This is a genomic window from Citrobacter freundii complex sp. 2025EL-00176 (genome assembly GCF_053309355.1).
This window is the reverse complement of record NZ_JBRYHT010000002.1, coordinates 204,313-223,298: the sequence shown is the minus strand read 5'-3', so window position 1 is coordinate 223,298 and position 18,986 is coordinate 204,313. Positions and strand designations below refer to the sequence as shown.

Sequence of the window (18,986 nt, the reverse complement as noted above, 5' to 3'; positions counted from 1 at the left end):
TAACTTCAGGCCCCCAAAATCAGGGGGCTTTTTTATTTCTGGCGGAATGCCGGTCAAATAAAAATAAATAAAACGCGCCACCTGAAACCGCTACACATCGACACGGATAGCAGTTTTATTTGGCGGGTTCTCCTTTGAGTGTCATAGTATATTGGTTTGAAAACGTTGTTAAGGCAGCGTTGTTAGCACAATAAGGAGATGAATCATGCAGTTTTCAACTACCCCAACGCTTGAAGGGCAGAGCATCGTGGAATACTGCGGTGTGGTTACGGGTGAAGCCATTTTAGGCGCGAATATCTTCCGTGATTTCTTCGCTGGCATTCGCGATATTGTCGGCGGTCGCTCCGGCGCGTATGAAAAGGAGCTGCGCAAAGCGCGCGAAATTGCTTTTCAGGAGCTGGGTGAACAGGCGAAAGCGCTGGGTGCTGATGCGGTCGTCGGTATCGACATTGATTACGAAACCGTGGGTAAAGATGGCAGCATGTTGATGGTGAGCGTCAGCGGCACTGCGGTGAAAACTCGCCGATGAAGCGTCTGTTGTGGCTGCTGGCATTGACGCTGCTGCTGGCGGGCTGTGCTGGCGAAAAAGGGATAGTCGATAAAGACGGATATCAGTTGGATACCCGACGTCAGGCGCAGGCCGCTTATCCGCGTATTAAAGTGCTGGTTATCCATTACACGGCCGATGATTTTGACTCTTCTCTGGCTACGCTGACCGATAAAAACGTCAGTTCGCACTATCTGATCCCGGCTGTGCCGCCGCTCTACCACGGCAAGCCGCGTATCTGGCAACTGGTCCCGGAAAAAGATCTGGCCTGGCATGCCGGGATTAGCTTCTGGCGCGGCGCTACGAGGATTAACGATACCTCGATTGGCATTGAGCTGGAAAACCGCGGCTGGCAAAAATCGGCGGGAACGAAATATTTTGCCCCCTTTGAGCCAGCGCAAATTCAGGCGTTGATCCCACTGGCGAAGGACATTATTGCTCGCTACGATATCAAGCCGCAAAACGTGGTGGCCCATGCGGACGTCGCACCGCAGCGTAAGGACGATCCTGGCCCATTGTTTCCTTGGCAAGCGCTGGCAGCACAGGGAATAGGCGCATGGCCGGATGCGCAGCGTGTGGCGTTTTATCTTGGCGGTAGAGCGCCTCATACACCAGTAGACACCGCATCGTTACTCGATTTACTGTCGCGCTATGGCTATGAGGTCAAACCCGAAATGACGCCGCGTGAACAGCAGCGGGTGATTATGGCATTCCAGATGCACTTCCGCCCGACGTTGTGGAACGGCGTGGCGGATGCAGAAACGCAGGCGATTGCCGAAGCGTTACTGGAGAAATACGGGCAGGGTTAGCGCGGTAGCTTACCGTGGTCGCGCAGCCAGGCTGCGGTACGCTCAATCCCTTCATCCAGCGTGACGATGGGCTGATAACCTAACTCTTCCTGTGCGCGGCTGGTATCCAGCGTAAAGTCAAAATTCAGCTTCGAGACGCCGTAGTGCGTAAGCTTTGGCTCTTTTGCTGATTTATTGCCCAGACGCTCCATGCTGCGGGCAATCATGTCCAGCATCGGGTAGGGCACCGAGCGGATTCGGCAATCAATATTCAATTCGTCGATCAGCTTCTGCACGATACTGCGCAGCGTTCGATGCTCACCGTTAGTAATGTTGTATGCGCGGCCTGACGGCAGCTTATCGCAGGCTTCCTGGCTTACCAGCCACATTGCGTGTACCGCGTTCTCATAATAGGTCATATCCACCAACGCACTGCCACCGTGCGGCAACAGGATGCTGCCGTAGTGGTACATCATGTGGGCCAGGCGGGGGATAAAAACTTTATCATGAGGTCCGAACAGACTTTGTGGACGCAATACCGTGAAGCGTGTCTGCGGGTTAGCCTGCGCGAGCAGCGCAATCACATCTTCACCAGCCGCTTTACTGCGGGCGAATTCATTGGCGAAGCGATGTGGTCGGAAGTCTTCTTTGATATCCCGATGATGGTGATAGTCAAAATAGAGTGACGGAGAGGAGATATGGATAAAGTTACGTACGCCCCAGGCAACGGCCCATTCGCCCAGACGGCGGGTAGCACGAACGTTGGCCAGATCGAAGGCTTCCTGCGTTCCCCACGGCGAGGTAAAACTGGAGCAGTGCCACAGCGTGTCGATACCTGCGAGCATGACTTTTGCCTGCGAAGAGACCAGTTCAGTCAGATCCGCATGCACAAATTCTGCGCCCATTTTCTCCAGCAGCTTGCCCATCGCTTCGTTGCGACCGGTGGCTCTGACGCTGACGCCTTTGCTGCATAGAAACTCAACCGCGTTTCGGCCCAAGCCGCTGGTGGCTCCGGTAACCAGTACCTTCATATCAATCCACTGTGTTTAAAAAACATCGTGCGCATTCTTCCGTGAAATACGACTGTATGCAATGGGAAACGTGAAAGAATACAGTCTCTTTTTGTCATTAGTCTGTGATTTGTTCTGCAAGTTTGGCGATACGCTTCGCCATCCCTCTGAAAATGAACAGATGAGCCGGAATCATCAACAACCAGTAGAAAAGACCGGGCATGCCGTGCGGATGCCACCAGGCGCGGACATCGATGCGCCGATGATCGCCTTTATCTTCAAGCGTAAAGCTTAAACGGCCTAATCCCGGCGCTTTCATGCCAAATAGCAGCGTGAGCTGTTTTTCTGGCTCAACGATGATCACTTTCCAACTATCCACAGCATCGCCAACCTGCAATAACGGGTTATCCGGGCGGCCTTTTGCCAGCTTATGGCCGACCAGCAGGTCCAGCGCGGCGCGCGTCTTCCACAAAAAATTGCCAAAGAAATAGCCCTCTTTGCCGCCGAGTCTGTTCACCACCTGCCACAACGCTTTCAGACTGGCGGAGGTGTCGACGCTAAAGCCAGCCTGTTTGGCAAAATAGCCATATTCGGGACGCCAGCGGGCGAATGCCTGAGCGTCATACCCCCAGTCGCTGGAGTTAACCAGCTTCTCTTCTTCTTTCAGCGTGCTGCGCACTGCGTCATCAAAGGCGATCAGCTTTTGTGGGATCAGCTTGCGTAGCTCAGCGTCATCGGCCAGCAGGTCATGCTTTAAGCCTTGTATCAGCGCTTTTGCCGTAGTGGGCGGTACCGACGTAATAACATTCAAAAACCACACCGAAATCCAACTGGTCGGAAAGGGGACAGGGATCAACAAGCGGTGCTTGCCGCTGACTGCCATAAAATGTTCGAACTGTTCCTGATAGCTTAATACCTGCGGCCCTGCGGCTTCGAGTACGCGGTGATGGCTTGTGGGATGGTCCAACAGCGCCACCAGATAGTACATCAAATTTTCCAGCGCGATGGGCGTGGTACGCGAACGTACCCAGCGCGGAGGCGTAAGTACCGGCAGGTTGTAGACCATATCGCGCATCACTTCAAAGGCGGCGGAACCCGCCCCGACGATAATGCCTGCCCGCAATTCGGTCATTGGCGCGCCTGCTTCGCGCAGGATGTCTGCGGTTATCTGCCGCGCACGCAGATGATCGGATTGTTCATGTCGCGGAGCCTGTAATGAACTCAGGAAAATAAGCTGTGTGACGGGGATGCTACGTAGCGCATCACGCACGTTCATCGCGACCTGGCGCTCATGAGCGATAAAATCACCGCCTTCACCCATGCCATGGACCAGATAATAAACCGTATCAACATCCGTCAGCAGCGGCGTCAGGTTATCAGGCCAGGTTAAGTCGACTTTGTGGCAACTGACGTTGGCCAGTTGCAGTTTTTCCAGTCGTTCTATACGGCGTGCCGCCGCCAGCACCTGGTGCCCTTGCTGGCTGAGCGCCTGTACCAGATGCTGACCAATGTAGCCACTGGCGCCAAGAACCAAAATCCGTTGTGGCACGCCCATCTCCTTAGCGAGTTAAAAAAGCGCGCCAGTGGGCGGCGACTTCAGCAAGTTGTTCACGCGATACGTCCAGATGCATCACCAGGCGTACAATTGGGGAGGCGTTAATCAGTACCCCTTGCGCCTTCATGTACTCGCCCAGCGCAGCAGCGTGCTCTTCGCCAACGCGGACAAACAGCATGTTGGTATCGTGACGCATAACGTCTGCGCCTGCTGCCCGCAGTTGTTCCGCCATCCAGGCCGCGTTGTCATGGTCTTCCTGTAAACGCGCCACGTTATTTTTCAACGCATACAGTCCGGCCGCAGCCAGAATCCCGGCCTGACGCATTCCGCCGCCGGTCATCTTACGCCAGCGGATAGCACGTTTGATGTAGTCGTGACTACCGACCAGCAGTGAGCCTACCGGCGTCCCCAGACCTTTGGAGAGACAAATGGTGAACGAGTCGCAGTATTGCGTGATCTCTTTCAGCTCACAGCCGTAAGCGACGACGGCGTTAAAAATACGCGCACCATCAACATGCAGAGCCAGATTGCGCTCACGAGTGAATTCCCAGGCGTCTTTCAGATACTCGCGGGGTAGCACTTTGCCGTTGTGGGTGTTTTCCAGACTAAGCAGACGTGTGCGGGCGAAATGGATATCGTCCGCTTTGATTTTTGCCGCCACTTTGTCCAGCGGCAGAGAGCCATCCGGCGCGGCATCGATAGGCTGCGGCTGAATGCTGCCGAGCACCGCTGCGCCACCCGCTTCGTAGAGATAGTTATGTGCGCCCTGGCCTGCGATATACTCTTCACCGCGCTGGCAGTGGCTGAGCAGCGCAACCAGGTTAGCCTGAGTGCCGGTAGGTAAGAAAATAGCGGCTTCTTTGCCAGAAAGCTCTGCAGCGTATTGCTGGAGAGCGTTAACGGTAGGATCATCTCCGTACACGTCGTCCCCGACCGGGGCTGCCATCATCTCTTCCAGCATGGCGCGACTCGGCCGGGTTACGGTATCACTGCGTAAGTCAATCACGGGCATTCCTTTTTTAGTGAGGTAATGCCCTCTGTTTTACCTGAGCCAGTTTGTTTTCGCCAGTTCCATCACTTCATCACCGCGTCCACTGATGATGGCACGCAGCATATACAGGCTAAAACCTTTCGCTTGTTCGAGCTTGATCTGCGGCGGGATGGCTAATTCTTCTTTAGCCACCACCACATCGACCAGCACCGGACCGTCAATCGACATCGCCCTTTGCAGTGCTTCATCGACCTCAGAGGATTTCTCCACACGAATGCCCGTAATGCCGCAGGCTTCGGCAATCCGCGCGAAGTTGGTGTCGTGCAGCTCCGTGCCGTCGGTCAGATAACCGCCGGCCTTCATCTCCATCGCCACAAATCCCAGTACGCTGTTGTTGAAGACAATAATCTTCACCGGCAGCTTCATCTGGACAACTGACAGAAAATCGCCCATCAGCATGCTAAAACCGCCGTCACCGCACATGGCGATGACCTGGCGTCCCGGTTCGGTCGCTTGTGCGCCGAGTGCCTGTGGCATAGCGTTCGCCATCGACCCGTGGTTAAACGACCCGAGCAGGCGGCGTTTGCCGTTCATTTTCAGATAGCGTGCAGCCCAAACTGTCGGGGTGCCAACATCGCAGGTAAAGATCGCGTCGTCAGCGGCAAAATGGCTGATTTGCTGCGCTAGATACTGTGGATGAATGGCTTTTTCGCTCGGTTTGGCTAAATCATCCAGACCCTTGCGCGCCTCACGATAGTGCTCCAGCGCTTTGTCCAAAAACTTCCGCTCGGTTTTTTCCTCCACCACCGGCAGCAGGGCACGGAGAGTGGATTTAATATCGCCCACCAGCGCCATATCAACTTTACTGTGCGCGCCGATGCTCGCCGGATTGATATCAATCTGAATAATTTTGGCGTCGGTAGGATAGAACGGGCGATAGGGGAACTGGGTGCCGAGCAGGATCAGCGTATCGGCATTCATCATGGTGTGGAATCCGGATGAAAAGCCAATCAGCCCGGTCATGCCGACGTCGTACGGGTTGTCGTATTCGACGTGTTCTTTCCCCCGCAGGGCGTGGACAATCGGCGCTTTGATTTTTGCCGCAAACTCAACCAGTTCTTGATGCGCACCGGCACAGCCGCTGCCGCACATCAGGGCGATATTGCTGGAATAACGCAGCAGTTGCGCCAGTTTTTTTATCTCTTCTTCAGCCGGAGTGACTACCGGTAGCGGCGCATGATACCAGTGCGTGCTGGCGCTTTCCGGCGCGGGCTTCAGCGCGACGTCGCCAGGTAATACCACCACTGAGACACCACGATTTAATACGGCTTTACGCATGGCAATGGCGAGTACCTGCGGGATCTGTTCAGGGCTGGAAACCAGCTCGCAATAGTGGCTACATTCGCGGAACAACTCTTGCGGGTGGGTCTCCTGAAAATAACCGCTGCCGATCTCACTGGAAGGAATATGTGCGGCAATCGCCAGGACCGGAACATGGTTGCGGTGGCAATCAAACAGCCCATTAATCAGGTGCAGGTTGCCGGGTCCACATGAACCGGCACAGACGGCCAGTTCGCCGGTTAGCTGCGCTTCTGCGCCAGCGGCGAAGGCGGCAACCTCTTCATGACGGGTCGGCATCCAGTCAATCGTTCCCATACGATTGAGACTGTCACTGAGGCCATTTAATGAATCACCCGTTACGCCCCAAATGCGTTTAACGCCAGCTTGTTCGAGGGTTTTAGCAATAAAAGCGGCAACCGTTTGTTTCATGGTTTTCCATCTCCTTTAATGTGATACCGGTTACAAGTTTAGATGAAGATGATAGTTATGCTTCTCATTTCCCCCTTATTTTCGGCAGCTTATATTTCGAGCAGATAACGCGTAGTTTGATATCTGGCATGGTGAAACAAGGAATGAATTCAAATGGTTACTAAACTATTAAATGCAGTTAACCGAACGCTGACTCATGAAGACTTTGGCAAGTTTTTGTTACGCCTCGCCGTTGGCGGACTGATGCTGTTTCATGGCTTACATAAATTGTTCTCCGGTATTGATGGCATCAGCGGCATGCTGATAGCGAAAGGTTTTCCAGGCTTTATTGCTTACGGCGTTCTGTTGGGGGAAGTCGTTGCGCCCTGTCTAATTATTCTGGGGATCCTGACCCGTCCGGCGGCCTTGGGGCTGGCCTTTACGATGGTGGTGGCATGGCTGATGGTCGGGATGGGCGAAACCTGGTCACTGGACAAAACCGGCGCATGGGCGATTGAGAGTCTGGTGTACTTCTTTATCGGGGCATTGGCTGTCGCATTTTTAGGGGCGGGGCGTTTCTCGGTGGCAGAGAATTCGGCCTGGCGGTAAAATAAAGCCGGATATGGCGTAAACGCGTTATCCGGCCTGGAGCAGCTACGAAGGACTATTTTACAGATTAAGCAAGTACCAAATTGCCCTGCGGATGACAGGAACAAGCCAGGACATAGCCGTCGGCAATTTCTGCATCCGTCAGCGTCATGGTGCTGCTGACCGTGTAGTTACCGTCAACCACTTTGGTTTTGCAGCAGCCGCAAACGCCCGCACGGCATGCGGCAACGACCGGCACCTTGTTACTTTCCAGCGCGTCCAGCAGCGTAGTGCCCACCGGCGCATAAAACTCTTTTGCCGGTTGCAACTTGGTGAACTTCAGACCGCTGGTAGCGGCCTCGGCAACAGGCGTGAAGAACTGCTCTTTAAAAAAGCGCGTCACGCCCAGCGCTTTGACTTCTTTCTCGACCAGATCCATATACGGCGCCGGGCCGCAGGTCATCACGGTACGAGAGGTCAGATCCGGCACGCTTTTCAGCAGGTCGGTGGTCAGCCGGCCGGCGACAAAACCGTGGGTGGCATTGTTTTCAGCGACTAAGGTCACCGGATATTCGCGCCATTCGTCGGCAAAAATAACATCTTGCGGTGAACGCACGTTAAAGATCACCTGCACATCGGCCTGTGGGCGGTACTTTGCCAACCAGCGACGCATTGACATGATTGGCGTCACACCGCAACCGGCAGCCAGCATCAGGAACTTATTTTCCGCCTTATCTTCACAGGTAAATTCACCCATGGCATCGGACAGCCAGATATAGTCGCCGCGCTTCACGTCGCGGGTCAGCCACTGTGAGCCGGCACCATCGTCAATCCGACGAACGGTCAGCGTGATGTACTCGCTTACTCCCGGCGTAGATGAAATGGTGTAAGCACGCAGCGTCTGGGCTGAATTACGTACGCTGACCAGTGCATACTGCCCGGCGCGGTACGGATAATAGTCGTGGCACAGCAACGAAATTGTCCATACATCCGGCGTTTCCTGATGGATGTGATGAACCTGCATCCGCCATGGGCACTGATGAGTTGGCATTGTCATTCTTTACTCCTTACGCGCTCAGCAACTGCTTCATGTCTTCTTCAACGGTGGTCACGGAACGCAGACCGAATTTCTCGTTGAGCACAGCCAGCAGGTCCGGCGTGAAGAAGCCAGGCGCCGTCGGGCCAGTGACGATGTTTTTCACGCCCAGCGACAGCAGGGTCAGCAGAATCACAATCGCTTTCTGTTCAAACCAGGAGAGCACCAGAGACAGCGGCAGATCGTTCACGCCACAGCCCAGTTTCTCTGCCAGCGTGACCGCCAGAATGATGGCAGAGTAAGCATCGTTACACTGACCGGCATCGACCAGACGCGGCAGGCCTTCGATATCGCCGAACTCCAGTTTGTTGAAACGGTATTTACCGCACGCCAGGGTCAGGATCAGGCAGTCGTCCGGTACGCTGGTGGCGAAGTCGGTGAAGTAGTTACGTTCGCCGCGCGCGCCGTCGCAACCGCCGACCAGGAAGATGTGACGCAGTTTTTCACGGCTGACCAGGTCGATTAAGGTATCAGCAGCGCCCAGCAGAGTCTGACGACCGAAACCTACGGTGATCAGGTGCGGAATTTCGCTGTACGGGAAGCCTGCCATCTGCTGTGCCTGAGCGATAACCGGACCGAAGTTATCGCCTTCGAGGTGGCTCACACCCGGCCAGCCGACGATGCTACGGGTCCAGATACGGTCGTCGTACGCGCCCACGGTTGGGTCGATGATGCAGTTAGACGTCATCACGATTGGGCCAGGGAAGCGAGCGAATTCCACCTGCTGGTTCTGCCAGCCGCTGCCGTAGTTACCAATCAGATGTTTGAACTTGCGCAGTTCCGGGTAGCCGTGTGCTGGCAGCATTTCGCCGTGGGTATAAACGTTAACGCCGGTACCTTCGGTCTGCTCCAGCAGGTTGTAGAGATCTTTCAGGTCGTGACCGGAGATCAGGATGCATTTACCTTCGGTGGCTTTAACGTTGACCTGAGTCGGCGTCGGGTGACCGTATTTAGTGGTTTCACCGGCGTCCAGAATGCTCATCACTTTGAAGTTCATCTGGCCGATTTCCATAGAGCACTCCAGCAGAGCGTTCATATCGGCAGGCCAGGTACCCAGCCAGGCCATGATTTTGTGGTACTGAGCATAGATGTCGTTGTCGTACTGGCCGAGAACGTGCGCGTGCTCCATGTAAGCTGCCGCACCTTTCAGGCCGTACAGGCACAGCAGGCGCAGGCCGAGAATGTTCTCACCAATCGTCGCTTTGTCTTTGTTCGGGGTAAATTCCGCAGCCTGACGTTGCAGGTCGCCCAGATCGTCGCTCACCAGTTGCAGGTCGGCCATCGGGTTGTCGACCGCTGCGTTCGCATCAATGTTCAGACATTGCGCTTTCAGCGCGTCGCGCATGGCAATCGCTTCGCGGGCATAGCCAACAATACGCGGGGAGTCGAAGTTAACGTTGGTCAGCGTGGAGAAGAACGCACGCGGCGCAAAGTTATCAATTTCATGATCGATGATGCCGTATTCACGCGCTTTAACAGCCCATGCAGACAGACCTTGTAGGGAAGCAATCAGCAGATCCTGCAAATCGGAGGTTTCAGCCGTTTTACCGCACATACCCTGCGCGTAAGAGCAGCCGTTCCCTGCCGGAGTACGGATGGTTTGTTCACATTGCACACAAAACATGGTCACACCTTTTAAAGTTATATTTAATATACATGTTTAAGGTTATGCCTGTGCTCGCAGGGATAAAAGGGATTTCTGCTACAACTTGCAAGGAGATTGATTTAGCGCAATTTTGGCGGTAGCCGACTACCGCCAGAGAGGTATTTGTCTGAGTGTCAGGCGGAGAAAAATGCCATCAGCAGAGGGACTAACAGACTGAGGATAAAACCGTGCACGATGGCTGCCGGAACCATTTCCAGTCCGCCGCTACGCTGTAAAACCGGCAAGGTGAAATCCATTGATGTGGCCCCGCATAGCCCCAACGCGGTAGAACGACTGCGGCCCACCATGCCGGGAATCAGCATAATGGCAATCAGTTCACGCGCCAGGTCATTAAAAAAGGCGGCACTCCCAATCACCGGCCCGAACGATTCGGTTAACAGAATACCGGACAGCGAATACCAGCCAAAACCTGACGCCATCGCCAGCGCGGTTTTTATCGGCAGGCCGAGGATCAACGCATTGATAACCCCCCCTAGCATCGAACTGGCGACGACGACGACGGCCACAATCATGCCCCGGCGATTCAGCACGATTTGCTTGAGGGTCATGCCGCTGTTACGCAGCTGAATCCCCACCAGGAATAGTAAAAAGATTAAGGTATATTCGCTGGCTTCGGTGGCGTGCTGCAAAAAGGAAAGGCCAGTGAGACCCAGCAGGAAACCCACCACGACAACCCCGCAAAGCTGCAGCGACTCAAACGCCATCGCGATTCGCGACGGCAGTTTCTCTTGCTGGTGGTTATGCCGCCAGGGCAGTGAACGCTCCAGCCAGAACAGTGCGGCGATATTACACAGCAAAATGACCGTCACGCTGACAGCGGAATAATGAAGTATGGCTAACAGGTTGCTGGCGAGATTATCCAGAAACGCCAGGCTGATGCCCATAAAAAAGAGAATAAGGTAGACGATCCAACTCAACAGGCGATTGATGAGTTTTAATGCGCCCATATGCCGAAGTGGAATAAGGTAGCCCACAATAAGGGGAACCAGAATGATTAACAGCCCTGAAAACATGAAAACCCGATCCTTGCTGAGATGTAAGACGAAATGCGCCAGCACACACTACTCAATGCAAAGAGGGGAGTAAAGTTGCAAATTAAAGGAAATATAGAGAGGAAAAAAAAGACCTGACTTTCGCCAGGCCTTTTTGTTATCGATTAATCGCGTTTTTCCAGCAGAGTGCGGTAAATAAGACCGCCGAGAACCCCACCAATAATCGGCATAACCCAGAAGAACCACAATTGTTGCAACGCCCAGCCGCCCTGGAAGATGGCAACCGCGGTACTACGTGCCGGGTTTACGGAGGTATTAGTGACTGGAATGCTGATCAAGTGGATTAATGTTAACGCCAGACCAATCGCAATAGGCGCAAAACCTGCCGGAGCATGTTTGTCGGTCGCGCCGTGGATCACTAATAAGAAGCCAGCGGTCAGAATAATTTCAATTACAACAGCTGAAAGCATGGAATAGCCGCCTGGTGAATGATCACCAAACCCGTTCGAGGCAAAACCGCTGGCGGTTGCATCAAAACCTGCTTTACCGCTGGCAATAAGATACAGAGCCGCTGCTGCAACAATACCGCCCACAACCTGCGCAATAACATATCCAATAACGTCTTTCGCCGGGAAGCGACCGCCAGCCCATAAACCGAAGGTGACTGCCGGGTTAAAATGGCCACCTGAAATATGGCCTACGGCATAGGCCATAGTTAATACGGTCAGACCAAATGCCAATGCGACACCGGCAAATCCAATTCCCAATTCCGGGAATGCTGCGGCCAGTACTGCGCTACCGCATCCACCAAAGACGAGCCAAAACGTGCCGAAGAATTCGGCTGCTAATTTCCTGAACATAACCACCTCAATTAAAAGTTCCGGGTTCGTGTTCCTTGCCCGGTAATTCATCGCTTAAAGGGACGATGATGAAAGAGCGGGTATTTTAGAAAAAAACATCATCCCTTCGCCAGTTAAATTGATGAAAAAATTTGATTTAAGGCAATATGTCGTGATTCCTTTTTGAATATTGGATGAATGAAGCATAGTTCAATTAGCTAAAAATGATGATTGAGCTTAGAAATTATAATCACAGGAAAACATAAGAAGAATATTCTTAATTTTTTTGATTTCTGGGATTAACCTCCTGATGATATCGGGTGCCCTGAGCGCCCGGTTAACGTTATACTCCTGATAACTTGAAGGAAAAAGTTAGCATTTCCGGAGGCTATATGATTCTCGAACGCGTTGAGATTGTTGGATTTCGTGGTATTAACCGCCTGTCGTTGATGCTTGAGCAGAGTAACGTACTGATTGGGGAGAACGCGTGGGGTAAGTCCAGTCTGCTGGATGCTTTAACCTTGCTGCTGTCGCCGGAATCTGATTTATACCATTTTGACCGTGAGGATTTTTGGTTCCCGCCGGGGGATATACAAGGCCGGGAACATCATTTGCACATTATCCTGACGTTTCGTGAATCTCAACCGGGTCGTCATCGGGTTCGTCGGTATCGTCCTCTGGAATCCTGCTGGACGCCGTGCCACGATAGTTATCACCGTATATTCTATCGTCTGGAGGGCGAGTGTGCGGATGACGGGACCGTGCTGACGCTACGTAGTTTTCTTGATGGCGATGGTCATCCGTTAGAGCTCGACGACATTAACGATCTGGCGCGGCATCTCGTGCGCCTGATGCCTGTGTTGCGTCTGCGTGACGCGCGTTTTATGCGGCGCATTCGTAACGGTACGGTACCGGATTCGGCGGATGTTGAAGTGACCGCCCGCCAGCTGGATTTTCTGGCGCGTGAACTGGCTACCCGACCACAAAACCTCACTGATGGGCAGATTCGTCAGGGGCTGTCGGCCATGGTGCAGCTATTGGAGCACTATTTTTCTGAGCAGGGTTCTGGTCAGTCCCGCTATCGCCTGATGCGCCGCCGCTCCAATAACGAACAACGTAGCTGGCGCTATCTGGATATCATTAACCGCATGATTGATAAGCCCGGCGGACGAACGCATCGCGTTATCCTGTTGGGACTGTTCTCGACGCTGTTACAGGCCAAAGGCACGTTAAGGCTGGATAAAGATGCCCGGCCTTTATTGCTAATAGAAGATCCGGAAACGCGTTTACATCCCATCATGTTGTCGGTTGCCTGGCACTTACTGAATCTACTTCCTCTTCAGCGGGTGGCGACCACCAACTCCGGTGAGTTGCTGTCTCTCACGCCGGTGGAACATGTTGTCCGTCTGGTACGTGAATCATCCCGTGTCGCCGCATGGCGGCTGGGGCCGGGTGGGATCAGCGCGGAGGACGGTCGGCGTATCGCCTTCCATATTCGTTTCAATCGCGCATCTTCGCTGTTTGCCCGCTGCTGGCTGCTGGTGGAAGGCGAAACGGAAACCTGGGTTATTAACGAGCTGGCCCGCCAGTGCGGACACCACTTTGATGCGGAAGGTATTAAAGTCATTGAATTTGCTCAGTCAGGTCTCAAACCATTGGTTAAGTTTGCCCGCCGGATGGGAATTGAATGGCACGTGCTGGTCGATGGTGATGAAGCCGGGAAAAAGTATGCCGCCACGGTGCGCGGTTTATTGAATAACGACAGAGAGGAGGAGCGCGATCATTTAACCATGCTCCCCGCGCTGGATATGGAACACTTTATGTATCGCCAGGGGTTCGCCGATGTCTTTCATCGCGTCGCGCAGATCCCGGAAAACGTGCCAATGAATATGCGCAAAATTATCTCCAAGGCGATTCATCGGTCGTCAAAACCGGATCTGGCGATCGAGGTGGCGATGGAAGCAGGGCGACGTGGTGTAGACGCCGTCCCCACGTTGCTGCGTAAAATGTTTTCCCGCGTGCTGTGGCTGGCACGCGGCAGAGCGGATTAGTGGCGAAACATCGACGACAACTGCGCGTGGATGCTGTCCAGTAGCTGATAGCGACGGCGGTATTCTGCGCGTTTTTTACTGGCAATCTCCGCTTCGCTTTTTCGTGCCAGCGCACGCGGAATATGATAGTACCCGCGACTGTCGCACTCGCCGCCAAGCGACGCCCAAAATGCGTTGTAGTCGGAAAGAATCACTTTGTTTTGATCGTTATAACGCGGACTGCGAAAGATATGCTGTTCATTACTGACAGCCATTACCTTTTCAATATTCAATTGTTCTGCCAGACGACAAATGGCTTCCATAACAATGCGTTTGGGGAATATTCCGTGGCAGGATTTGGTCGCTTTTTGTGTTGCTTCGTGCGGAAGTTGTGAATTGCCCTGCATGCCGCCGATAAATAATGTACTGTTCCCATTATATTCGCAGAAGGTAAATGTCATTTTAGTCAGTTCGTCACCATCGCCATTTCGCACCAGAATGGTACTTTCACCCTCTTTATCGAGTACCGGAAACATCATCATGGTCACGGTAAATATCTCGTTATCTTTGCCTTCAATTTGCGCCAACTGTAAGCCGTCACTACTTAATAAGGCGTTAAATTCACCAGGCAAGAATGCCTGGCGGATAACATGATAATGAAAACGCACCGCATCTAATCGCATTCTACGATCGAAGTTGGCGGCAAGGTAAGGACGATGCAGACGAACGGGTAGCCGGGGTTGACGGGCGAGCAGATTTTCAAGCTCCGGCCACTTTGCCAGTTCAGTCATCCATTCCCGGGTAAGGCGAGGTATCAGTAATGAACGCCAGATAAACTTACGCCGAAAGCTCCGTTTATCCCAACACTGTGCAGGTCGTAACTGACCGCGGCTCAGGCTGTAAAAAAGACCAAGGCTGGTGATGGGTTTGGTGGAAAGAAAAGCGCTTTCAGTTAGTTGACTCATAATATAAATCCGATTGATACCCTGGCATTAATTTCAGCACAGTGGATCTTAACCATTCATCAATAACTCTGTTATTCTTGCGCTTTTCAACGGCTATTTATTTAACGTTGACGTTTAACACTCCACTCTGATGGACGTATTGGGGGAAATTGGGACATTTATGAAGCTCAAGGGAAAAATCAAAAAACGCTATTTTATCTTCGCCATCATCCTTATTGTGGCGATAATTGCGCTATGGCGAACGCTTAATGCGCCTTTACCTCAATATCAAACGTTAATTGTTCGTCCCGGCGATCTCCAGCAGAGTGTACTGGCTACCGGAAAACTGGATGCGCTGCGTAAAGTTGACGTCGGGGCGCAGGTTAGCGGGCAGTTAAAAACGCTGTCTGTCGCGATTGGCGATAAAGTAAAAAAAGATCAACTGCTTGGCGTTATCGATCCTGAACAGGCGCAAAACCAGATCAAAGAGGTTGAAGCGACGCTGATGGAATTACGCGCCCAGCGTTTACAGGCTGAAGCCGAGTGGAAGCTGGCGCGGGTGACGCTTTCCCGTCAGCAGCAGTTGGCGAAAACCCAGGCAGTTTCACAACAGGATCTCGATACCGCGGCTACCGAAATGGCGGTCAAACAGGCGCAAATCGGCACCATTGATGCACAGATTAAGCGTAATCAAGCCTCCCTTGATACAGCAAAGACCAACCTTGATTACACCCGCATTGTAGCGCCAATGGCAGGTGAGGTTACGCAAATAACCACCCTGCAAGGCCAAACCGTTATTGCCGCCCAGCAGGCGCCTAACATTCTGACGTTAGCAGACATGAGTACCATGCTGGTGAAAGCGCAGGTTTCCGAGGCGGATGTTATTCACCTGCATCCCGGACAAAAAGCCTGGTTCACTGTCCTTGGCGATCCGCAGACGCGCTACGAAGGTACGCTGAAAGATGTCCTCCCGACGCCGGAAAAAGTGAATGATGCGATTTTCTACTATGCCCGCTTTGAGGTGCCTAACCCGAAAGGGATCCTGCGTCTGGATATGACTGCACAGGTCCATATTCAACTTACGGATGTCAAAAATGTCCTGACCATCCCGCTGTCGGCGCTGGGCGATCCTATTGGTAATAATCGCTATAACGTCAGGTTACTGCGTAACGGCGAAACCCGCGAGCGTGAGGTGGTTATCGGCGCGCGCAATGATACCGATGTGGAGATTGTGAAAGGGCTGGAAGAGGGAGATGAAGTCATTACCGGCGAGGGCAATCCTGGAGCGGAAAAATGACGGCATTGCTTGAGCTGAGCAATATCCGCCGCAGTTACCCGTCAGGTGAAGGGCAGGTCGAGGTGTTAAAGGACGTTTCCTTGAGCATTCAGGCCGGTGAAATGGTGGCGATTGTCGGCGCGTCTGGTTCGGGTAAATCGACGCTGATGAACATTCTCGGCTGTCTTGATAAGCCTACCAGCGGCACGTATCGGGTGGCCGGGCGCGATGTCTCTACCCTCGATAGCGATGCGCTAGCGCAGCTGCGACGCGAGCATTTCGGTTTTATCTTCCAGCGTTATCATTTGCTGTCGCATTTAACCGCCGCGCAAAACGTTGAGGTGCCAGCGGTCTATGCCGGGACTGAACGTAAGCAACGTCTGGCTCGTGCGCAGGAATTACTCCAGCGATTGGGGCTGGGCGACAGGGTTGACTATCAGCCTTCCCAGCTTTCCGGTGGTCAGCAGCAGCGGGTCAGTATTGCGCGTGCGTTGATGAACGGTGGGCAGGTGATTCTTGCCGACGAACCCACCGGCGCGTTGGATAGTCATTCTGGCGAAGAGGTGATGGCGATTTTGCATCAACTGCGCGATCGCGGGCATACGGTGATTATCGTTACGCACGACCCGCAGGTTGCCGCGCAGGCCGAGCGCGTAATTGAAATTCGCGACGGAGAGATTGTACGCAATCCGCCGCCGCACAAATCCTCTGGCGGACGCGATATCTCCGAGCCGACAGTGAAAACTGTATCCGGCTGGAGCCAGTTTATCAGCGGTTTTCGCGAAGCGCTCACTATGGCCTGGCTGGCAATGGCTGCGAATAAGATGCGTACGCTGTTGACCATGCTGGGGATCATCATCGGTATTGCTTCGGTAGTTTCGATTGTGGTGGTGGGGGATGCGGCAAAACAGCTGGTGCTGGCAGACATTCGCGCTATCGGTACCAATACTATTGATATCTATCCCGGCAAAGATTTCGGCGATGACGATCCACAGTATCAACAGGCGCTGAAATATGACGATTTAACCGCGCTGCAGAAACAGCCCTGGGTGAGTTCGGTGACGCCTGCGGTGTCGAAGAACCTGCGGTTACGCTACGGTAATATTGACGTGGCTGCCAGTGCGAACGGCGTTAGCGGCGACTATTTCAATGTCTATGGCATGACATTTAGCGAAGGCACCACCTTTAACGCCGAACAGCTTGCTGGCCGGGCGCAGGTGGTGGTGCTCGACAGTAATACCCGACGACAGTTGTTCCCCAATAAAGCGAAGGTGGTGGGCGAGGTCATTTTGGTGGGAAATATGCCTGCTACGGTGATTGGCGTTGCAGAGGAGAAACAGTCGATGTTCGGCAGTAGTAAGATCCTGCGAGTCTGGCTGCCTTACAGCACCATGTCCGGGCGAATTATGGGGCAATCGTGGCTGAACTCAATCACTGTGCGGGTGAAGGACGGTTTTGATAGCGCTCAGGCTGAGCAGCAGCTTACCCGCCTGTTGTCGTTACGCCATGGGAAGAAAGATTTCTTTACCTGGAATATGGACGGCGTATTGAAAACCGCCGAAAAGACCACACGTACATTACAACTCTTCCTGACGCTGGTGGCGGTCATTTCGCTGGTGGTAGGTGGAATCGGCGTGATGAACATTATGCTGGTTTCGGTAACCGAACGAACGCGCGAGATTGGCATTCGTATGGCGGTTGGCGCGCGCGCCAGTGATGTGCTGCAACAGTTCCTCATTGAAGCGGTGCTGGTATGTCTGGTTGGCGGCGCGTTGGGCATCACGTTGTCGATGCTGATCGCCTTTACGCTACAGTTATTCCTGCCCGGCTGGGAAATTGGCTTCTCACCCGTTGCGCTGCTTACGGCATTCCTGTGCTCAACCGCTACCGGAATATTGTTTGGCTGGTTACCGGCGCGTAATGCGGCCCGGCTTGATCCGGTAGATGCTCTGGCGCGGGAATAATGCGGCAGAGATAAAAATGCCAGTCGCAAGGACTGGCATTTTGACTGCGGGATGTACACAATGAGACAGAAGGGTTATGCGACGGCTTCTGCTTCAATGACAGGCACGATGACACTGGCATGATTGCCTTTTGGCCCCTGGTGGACATCAAACTGGACAGACTGTCCGGCTTTTAGCGTTCTGTAACCATCCATCTGAATGGTGGAGTAATGGGCGAAAATGTCTTCGCCGCCGCCTTCAGGGCAGATGAAACCAAACCCTTTGGCGTTGTTGAACCACTTAACAGTACCCGTTTCCATACTTCGACATCCTTCGTAGATCTTATATAAGTAAGATGGAATGAACCGGTTGCGGAGTGGGGGCTGTTCAAAACCTCGCCAACTCTCGAAACTACAATTTAGAGAAATCAGGCGGGGCGTCAAGCGTCAGACGGATGGAATAGGGTAAAAATGCATCAAAATTTGAAGCAGTTAACGCTATTGTCGGTTCTGTGACAGATGTCGCGGATGACACTAATAGATGATAGTTATCTAATACTTGAGGTAGATTGATTGTGTGCATAGGCTGCTTGTCAGCGGCAACATTTTCTGCCGGAAACCGTAACTGAAGATGACGACTGACAATGAGTAAGACGAACGACTGGCTGGATTTCGATCTGCTGGCGGAAGACAAATTGCGCGACGCGCTAAAACCGCCATCTATGTATAAAGTGATATTAATCAATGATGACTACACTCCGATGGAGTTTGTTATTGACGTGTTACAAAAATTCTTTTCTTATGATGTAGAACGTGCAACGCAACTGATGCTTGCAGTTCACTATCAAGGTAAAGCTATCTGCGGCGTATTCACTGCCGAAGTGGCTGAAACCAAAGTCGCGATGGTGAACAAATATGCGAGGGAGAACGAGCATCCGTTGCTGTGTACGCTGGAAAAAGCCTGAATGCAGGC

Annotated in this window: 17 protein-coding genes; 7 read left to right on the top strand and 10 right to left on the bottom strand. The window is 53.0% G+C overall.

Features of this window, described 5'->3' with window-relative positions:
• Positions 1-205: 205 nt before the first annotated feature.
• Both ACVXHP_RS08160 and ACVXHP_RS08155 read left to right on the top strand, forming a co-directional pair.
• Positions 206-529 carry a heavy metal-binding domain-containing protein gene (locus ACVXHP_RS08160; protein ID WP_001160725.1) on the top strand — a complete coding sequence of 108 codons (324 nt, stop codon included), beginning with the start codon at positions 206-208 and terminating at the stop codon, positions 527-529.
• Positions 526-1,356, top strand: a complete 831-nt coding sequence (locus tag ACVXHP_RS08155; protein WP_447571256.1) for an N-acetylmuramoyl-L-alanine amidase — start codon at positions 526-528, stop codon at positions 1,354-1,356. Before ACVXHP_RS08160 ends, ACVXHP_RS08155 begins: the two co-directional genes overlap by 4 nt.
• On the opposite strand, the gene ACVXHP_RS08150 is transcribed toward ACVXHP_RS08155, so the two are convergent.
• From ACVXHP_RS08150 to poxB, 4 genes are all read right to left on the bottom strand, one after another.
• Positions 1,353-2,366 carry an NAD-dependent epimerase/dehydratase family protein gene (locus tag ACVXHP_RS08150; protein ID WP_079223497.1) on the bottom strand — a complete coding sequence of 338 codons (1,014 nt, stop codon included), beginning with the start codon at positions 2,364-2,366 and terminating at the stop codon, positions 1,353-1,355. The two genes, ACVXHP_RS08155 and ACVXHP_RS08150, sit on opposite strands and share 4 nt — an antisense overlap.
• Positions 2,367-2,463: 97 nt before the next feature.
• Positions 2,464-3,894 (bottom strand): DUF2867 domain-containing protein, encoded by a 1,431-nt coding sequence (locus tag ACVXHP_RS08145; RefSeq protein WP_447571255.1) that lies wholly within the window; start codon positions 3,892-3,894, stop codon positions 2,464-2,466.
• Positions 3,895-3,904: 10 nt separating this feature from the next.
• Positions 3,905-4,906 (bottom strand): low-specificity L-threonine aldolase, encoded by a 1,002-nt coding sequence (ltaE, locus tag ACVXHP_RS08140; protein WP_316128846.1) that lies wholly within the window; start codon positions 4,904-4,906, stop codon positions 3,905-3,907.
• Between the two features lie 36 nt (positions 4,907-4,942).
• Complete coding sequence (poxB, locus tag ACVXHP_RS08135; protein WP_447571254.1) at positions 4,943-6,661, bottom strand: ubiquinone-dependent pyruvate dehydrogenase; 1,719 nt, start codon at positions 6,659-6,661, stop codon at positions 4,943-4,945.
• Positions 6,662-6,814: 153 nt separating this feature from the next.
• Between poxB and ACVXHP_RS08130 the strand changes: the two genes are divergently transcribed.
• Entirely contained in the window at positions 6,815-7,249 is a 435-nt protein-coding gene (locus ACVXHP_RS08130) for a DoxX family protein (RefSeq protein ID WP_447571253.1), read from the top strand.
• A 67-nt stretch (positions 7,250-7,316) separates the two neighbouring features.
• Here the strand turns inward: ACVXHP_RS08130 and hcr are convergent, their stop codons facing one another.
• The 4 genes from hcr to aqpZ form a co-directional block, all read right to left on the bottom strand.
• Complete coding sequence (gene hcr / locus ACVXHP_RS08125) at positions 7,317-8,285, bottom strand: NADH oxidoreductase (protein WP_447571252.1); 969 nt, start codon at positions 8,283-8,285, stop codon at positions 7,317-7,319.
• A 10-nt stretch (positions 8,286-8,295) separates the two neighbouring features.
• Positions 8,296-9,948: a hydroxylamine reductase gene (gene hcp, locus ACVXHP_RS08120; RefSeq protein WP_316128842.1), complete on the bottom strand. Its 1,653-nt coding sequence runs from the start codon at positions 9,946-9,948 to the stop codon at positions 8,296-8,298.
• 155 nt (positions 9,949-10,103) lie between these two features.
• Positions 10,104-11,003, bottom strand: a complete 900-nt coding sequence (locus ACVXHP_RS08115) for a lysine exporter LysO family protein (protein WP_316128841.1) — start codon at positions 11,001-11,003, stop codon at positions 10,104-10,106.
• Positions 11,004-11,146: 143 nt separating this feature from the next.
• Complete coding sequence (aqpZ, locus tag ACVXHP_RS08110) at positions 11,147-11,842, bottom strand: aquaporin Z (RefSeq protein ID WP_042307410.1); 696 nt, start codon at positions 11,840-11,842, stop codon at positions 11,147-11,149.
• 371 nt (positions 11,843-12,213) lie between these two features.
• On the opposite strand from aqpZ, the gene ACVXHP_RS08105 reads away from it, so the two are divergent.
• Positions 12,214-13,872, top strand: a complete 1,659-nt coding sequence (locus tag ACVXHP_RS08105; protein ID WP_316128840.1) for an ATP-dependent endonuclease — start codon at positions 12,214-12,216, stop codon at positions 13,870-13,872.
• Here the strand turns inward: ACVXHP_RS08105 and ACVXHP_RS08100 are convergent.
• On the bottom strand, positions 13,869-14,816 hold the full coding sequence (locus ACVXHP_RS08100) for a VirK/YbjX family protein (RefSeq protein WP_447571251.1): 948 nt from the start codon (positions 14,814-14,816) through the stop codon (positions 13,869-13,871). The genes ACVXHP_RS08105 and ACVXHP_RS08100 overlap by 4 nt on opposite strands.
• A gap of 160 nt (positions 14,817-14,976) precedes the next feature.
• On the opposite strand from ACVXHP_RS08100, the gene macA reads away from it, so the two are divergent.
• Positions 14,977-16,092, top strand: a complete 1,116-nt coding sequence (gene macA / locus ACVXHP_RS08095; protein ID WP_447571250.1) for a macrolide transporter subunit MacA — start codon at positions 14,977-14,979, stop codon at positions 16,090-16,092.
• Positions 16,089-18,035, top strand: coding sequence for a macrolide ABC transporter ATP-binding protein/permease MacB (gene macB / locus ACVXHP_RS08090; RefSeq protein ID WP_304700392.1), 1,947 nt, complete (start codon positions 16,089-16,091; stop codon positions 18,033-18,035). Before macA ends, macB begins: the two co-directional genes overlap by 4 nt.
• 74 nt (positions 18,036-18,109) lie before the next feature.
• On the opposite strand, the gene cspD is transcribed toward macB, so the two are convergent.
• Complete coding sequence (gene cspD, locus ACVXHP_RS08085; protein WP_003036813.1) at positions 18,110-18,334, bottom strand: cold shock-like protein CspD; 225 nt, start codon at positions 18,332-18,334, stop codon at positions 18,110-18,112.
• A 323-nt stretch (positions 18,335-18,657) separates the two neighbouring features.
• Between cspD and clpS the strand changes: the two genes are divergently transcribed.
• A complete protein-coding gene (clpS, locus tag ACVXHP_RS08080) occupies positions 18,658-18,978 on the top strand; it encodes an ATP-dependent Clp protease adapter ClpS (protein ID WP_006683877.1) in 321 nt (106 codons plus the stop codon).
• Positions 18,979-18,986 lie beyond the last annotated feature (8 nt).